Source organism: Micromonospora halophytica, from assembly GCF_900090245.1.
Classification (GTDB): Bacteria; Actinomycetota; Actinomycetes; order Mycobacteriales; family Micromonosporaceae; genus Micromonospora; species Micromonospora halophytica.
This window is the reverse complement of sequence record NZ_FMDN01000036.1, coordinates 26,576-32,182: the sequence shown is the minus strand read 5'-3', so window position 1 is coordinate 32,182 and position 5,607 is coordinate 26,576. Positions and strand designations below refer to the sequence as shown.

Here is a 5,607-nt window from a genome sequence, read left to right as displayed (position 1 = left end):
GGACCATTCGGCGCGGTCAGCCCGTTGGACGCACCGTCCTGATTCACCGCCGAACCCCGCACCACCGCCAACACCCGATGACCCAACCGCCGGGCATCCGACAGCCGCTCCACCAGCAGCACACCCACACCCTCGGACCAGCCGGTCCCGTCGGCGCCCTCGGCGAACGACTTGCACCGCCCGTCTGGGGCGAGCCCGCGCTGGCGGCTGAAGTCGACGAACGTCTCCAGGGTGGTCATCACGGTGACGCCGCCGGCCAGTGCGAGGGTGCACTCGCCGGAGCGCAGCGACTGCACCGCCAGGTGCAGCGCCACCAGTGACGACGAGCAGGCGGTGTCCACGGTGAGCGCCGGCCCCTCGAAGCCGAAGGTGTACGCCACCCGGCCGGAGAGCACGCTGCTGGCCGTACCGCCGCCGATGAAGCCGTCCAGGGTCGCCGGGATCTCGCGGAGCCCGGCGGCGTAGTTGTGGTACATCATGCCGGCGAACACGCCGACCTTCTGCCCGCGCAGGGTGAGCGGGTCGATCCGGGCGTCCTCGATCGCCTCCCAGGACGCCTCCAGCATGAGCCGCTGCTGCGGGTCCATGGCCAGGGCCTCGTACGGCGAGACCTTGAACAGGTCGGGGTCGAAGTCCCCGGCGTCGTGCAGGAACCCGCCCTCGCGGGCGTACGTGCTGCCCCGTCGTTCCCCCGTCGGGTCGTACGCCCCGTCGGTGTCCCAACCCCGGTCGGTGGGGAAGCCGGTGACGCCGTCGGTGGCGGTGGCCACGAGGTCCCACAGTTGCTCGGGTGAGCGGACCCCGCCCGGGTAGCGGCAGGCCATCCCGACGATCGCGATCGGCTCGTGGCTCTTGGCGTCAACGGCCTTGAGGCGTTCGCTGGTCTCGTGCAGGTCGGCGGTGACGCGCTTGAGGTACTCACGGAGCTTGGCTTCGTTCGCCATCGGGGTATTCACCTGTCGCGTTGGTCGGCAAGCCGGGGCGGTACGACGGTCAGGAGCGACCGAACGTGCTGTCGATGAAGTCGAAGAGTTCGTCGTCGCTGGCGTCGTCGAGGGCCTGAGCGACACCGGTGTCTGCGGCGTCGCCGTCGAGGCGGGTGAGCAGCGCCCTGAGTCGCGCGGTGACCGCCGAGCGGGTCTCCTCGTCGGCGGTCAGCTCGGCGAGGGTCTCCGCCGGGGTCGCCGCGAACGCCGCCTCCAGCCGGGCCAGCTCGTCGAGGACGGTAGGGGCGGACGGGCCGGGGCCGACCCGCGACATCAGGTACCCGGTGAGCGTCTCCGGGGTGGGGTGGTCGAAGACCAGGGTGGCGGGCAGCGACAGGCCGGTCAGGGTGGTGAGCCGGTTACGCAGGTCCACGGCGGTCAGGGAGTCGAAGCCCAGTTCGGTGAAGGACTGCCCGGCGCCGACGGCGGCCGCCGAGGCGTACCCGAGCACCTCGGCCACCTGACCGGTGACCAGTTCCTCGACCAGCCGTCGGCGGTCCTCGTCGGACGCTGCGGCGATCCGCTCGCGGAACCCGCCGCCGGACGCGGTGCCGGCGGCGGTGCGCCGGGTGCGGACGCCGGCCAGGCCGCGCAGCGGTGCCGGGAGGTGGTCGACGGTGGTGAGGGTACGCAGCGCGGCCAGGTCGAGGCGGACGGGCAGCAGCAGCGGCTGCCGGCTGCGCCGGCTGGCGTCGAAGAGGGTCAGCGCCGCAGCGGTGCCGAGCGGGGCGATCCCCTGGCGGGCCATCCGTTCCCGGCGGCCGGCGCCCAGGTCGCGGGTCATCCCGCTGTCCTGCTCCCACAGCCCCCAGGCCAGGGAGGTGGCGGCGAGCCCGGCGGCGCGCCGCTGGTGGGCCAGCCCGTCGAGGAACGCGTTGGCCGCCGCGTAGTTGCCCTGGCCGGGGCCGCCGAGCGGGCCGGCGATCGAGGAGAAGAGCACGAACATCGGCAGGTCCAGGTGCCGGGTGAGGTCGTGCAGATGCCAGGCGGCGTCGGCCTTGGGACGCAGCACGGCGGCGGTCCGCTCGGGGGTCAGCGCGGTGACGGTCGCGTCGTCGAGGACGCCGGCGGCGTGCACCACCCCGGTGAGCGGGTGGTCGGCGGGTACGGCGGCGAGCAGCGCGGCGACCTGGTCACGTTCGGCCACGTCGCAGGCGACGAAGCGGGCCTGCGCGCCGAGCCGGGTCAGCTCGGCGAGGAGGTCGGCTGCGCCGGGCGCGTCGCCACCGCGCCGGCCGACCAGGAGCAGGTGCCGGACCTTGTGCGCGGTGACCAGGTGGCGGGCGAGGAGGCCGCCGAGGGCGCCGGTGGCGCCGGTGACCAGCACCGTGCCGTCGGGGAGCAGATCGACGGCGCCCGTCGGGTCGGGTTCGGCCGGCGCGAGCCGGGGCACGAGCAGGCGGCCGTCGCGCAGGGCGAGCTGGGGTTCGTCGCTGGCGAGGGCGCGGCCGAGCAGGTCGGCGTCGACCTCACCATCGAGGTCGACCAGCACGAACCGGCCGGGGTGCTCCAGTTGCGCCGAACGGACCAGGCCCCAGACGGCGGCGCCGGGCAGGTCGGTCACCTCACCCGTGGCGTCGGCGGGGACGGCGCCCCGGGTCAGCACCACGAGCCGCCGGTCGGCGAACCGGTCGTCGGCCAGCCACTCCCGCACGGCGGTCAGGGTCCCGGCGAGGCGGGCACGGGTCGCGTCGAGGGGATCGCCCGACGGGGGGTCACCGGCGGGCAGCAGCACCAGCCGGGGATCGTGCCGTCCGACGTCGAGGGCGTCGGCGAGCGCGGTCAGCCCGCCGGGCAACGCCGTGGCGGCGAGGCCGGCGGCGGCGTCGAGCGCCACGATCCCGGCGGCCGGCCGCGACGGCAGCGGCAACGGGGACCAGCGCAGGTCGAACAGGGGCAGTTCGGCCGGGTCGGTGGCGTCGATCTGGTCGGCGCTCACCGGCCGGGAGACGAGCGAGTCGATCCGGGCGACGGGTGCGCCGGCCCCGTCGGCGAGGGTCAGCGACACCGCCGAGCCGGCCCGGGTGACCCGTACCCGCAGCAGGGTCGCGCCGACGGCGGTGAGCGCGACGCCCGACCAGGCGAACGGAAGTCGGGCCCCGGGCGCATGGGCGTCGGTGTCGTCGGTGAGGCCGACGACGTGCAGCGCCGCGTCCAGCAGCGCCGGGTGCAGGCCGAACCCGTCGGGGGCGACGCCGTCGGGCAGCGCGACCTCCGCGTAGACGGCGTCGTCGGTACGCCATGCGGCGCGCAGGCCCCGGAAGGTGGGCCCGTGGTCGACGCCGAGCCGGCGCAGCTGCTCGTAGATCGGCGCGACCGGTACGGCGGAGGCGCCGGGCGGTGGCCACGTGGTCAGCGGCTCCGCCGTGTCGGCCCCGCCGGGGGCAAGGACGCCCTCGGCGTGCCGGGTCCATTCGGCGCGCGGGTCGTCGGCGGGCCGGGAGTGGACGCTGACCTGGCGGCGGCCGTGCTCGTCGGCAGCGCCCAGGGTGAGCTGCACGGCACGGGCGCCCTGTTCGGGCAGGACCAGCGGGGCGGCGAGGGTCAGTTCCTCGAGAGTGTCGCAGGCGGCCTGTGTGCCGGCGTACAGCGCCATCTCCACGAGTGCCGCGCCCGGTACGACGACCGACCCCCACACCATGTGGTCGGCGAGCCAGGGTCGGGTCCGTACGGAGAGCCGGCCGCCGTGGACACGGACGTCGTCGGTGGCGGTGACCAGTTCGGCGTCGAGCAGGGCATGGGTGGTGCCACGGACCCCGAGCCCGGAGGCGTCGGCGCCGGACAGGCCGGCGTCGAGCCAGTACCGCTGCCGCTGGAAGGCGTAGGTGGGCAGGTCGACGGTGCGCGGCCGGTGACCGGTGTGGGTGAACCAGGCCGCCCAGTTCACCGGTGTACCGGTGACGTGCAGCCGGGCCAGAGCGGAGACCAGACTGGAGGTCTCCGGCTGGTCACGCCGCAGAGCCGGCACCAGGTGGACCGGCCGATCGGTCGGAGTGTCGGCGGCCATCGCCGTCAGGGTGGCGTCCGGACCGACCTCCAGGAATGTACTCACCCCCGCCTCGTGCAGAGTGCCGACCGCGTCGGCGAACCGCACCGCCTCCCGCACATGCCGCACCCAGTACTCCGGCGCGGCGATCTGCGCCGGGTCCGCCACCTGACCGGTCACGTTCGACACGATCGGCAACCTCGGCGCACCCCAGTCCAAACCGGCCAGGACCGCCCGGAAGTCGTCCAGCATCGGCTCCATCAGACGGGAGTGGAACGCATGACTGACCGACAGCCGCTTGACCCGCCAACCCCGCTCACCACACACCCGCGCCACCCGGTCCAACTCCACCACCGGACCAGACAACACCACCGACCGCGGGCCATTCACCGCCGCAACATCCACACCACCGCCGGCCGCGTCACCGTCGCCGGCTGCGGTGCCGCTGGTACCTGTGTCGCCGTCACCAACCGCGCCGCCGGCTGCGGTGCCGCTGCCGTGGCCGGTGATCTCACGGACCTCGGCCTCGGACGCCTCCACCGCGAGCATCCCGCCACCAGTGGGCAGCGCCTGCATCAACGAACCGCGCGCCGCCACCAACGTGCAGGCATCCTCCAACGACAACACCCCCGCCACATGAGCGGCAGTCACCTCACCGATCGAATGACCCACCAGATAATCGGCCCGCACCCCCCAGGAGGAGAACAACTCGAACAGCGCCACCTCCACCGCAAACAACCCGGCCTGGGTGAACACCGTCTGATCCAGCAGACCCGCCAGCTCACTGCCCGACTCGGCGAACACCACCTCCCGCAACGGGTGCTCGAGCCGGCTGTCGAACAGCGCACACACCCGATCAAAGGCATCCGCGTACACCGGGAAACGGTCGTACAACTCCCGACCCATACCCGGCCGCTGGGCGCCCTGACCCGTGAACAACACCGCCCGACGACCCGACGACACCTGACCGGTCACGAGGGTCACCGCGGGGTGGCTCGACGATTCGGCGGCACCGTCGGCGAGGGCGTCCAGCGTGGCGAGGAGCGCGTCGCGGTCGGTGCCGAGGAGCACGGCCCGGTGGTCGAGGGCGGCGCGGGCGGTGGCCAGTGACCAGCCGATGTCCACGGGCGACGTCCCGGTCTCCCGCCGGGCGAACTCGGCCAGCCGGGCCGCCTGCCCGGCCAGGCCCTCCGCCGACCGCCCTGACACGAGCCAGGGCAGCACCGGCAGGTCGACCTCGACCGGTCCGGACAGCCCGACGGCCGTCCCCGGCTGCCCGACGAGCGGCTCCGGTTCCGGTTCCGGCTGCTCGATGATGACGTGGGCGTTGGTGCCGGAGATGCCGAACGACGACACCGCCGCCCGACGCGGCCGATCCACCACCGGCCACGGACGCGACTCCGTCACCAACGCGACCGCGCCGGAGGTCCAGTCCACCTTCGACGACGGCGCATCCACATGCAGCGTCGCCGGCACCACACCGTGCCGCATCGCCTGCACCATCTTGATCACCCCGGCCACACCTGCCGCCGCCTGGGAATGACCGAGGTTCGACTTCACCGACCCCAGCAACAACGGCGCACAACCCTCACGCCCCTGCCCGTACGTGGCCAGCAGCGCCTGCGCCTCGATCGG

2 protein-coding genes are annotated in these 5,607 nt (G+C 73.9%); both read right to left on the bottom strand.

Annotation, left to right across the window (positions count from 1 at the left end; genetic code table 11):
- Positions 1 to 956, bottom strand: a 956-nt coding sequence (locus GA0070560_RS27010; RefSeq protein ID WP_425412724.1) for a beta-ketoacyl synthase N-terminal-like domain-containing protein, incomplete at its 3' end; no start/stop codon positions are given.
- A 37-nt stretch (positions 957 to 993) separates the two neighbouring features.
- Positions 994 to 5,607, bottom strand: a 4,614-nt coding sequence (locus GA0070560_RS27005; RefSeq protein WP_091302829.1) for a type I polyketide synthase, incomplete at its 5' end; no start/stop codon positions are given.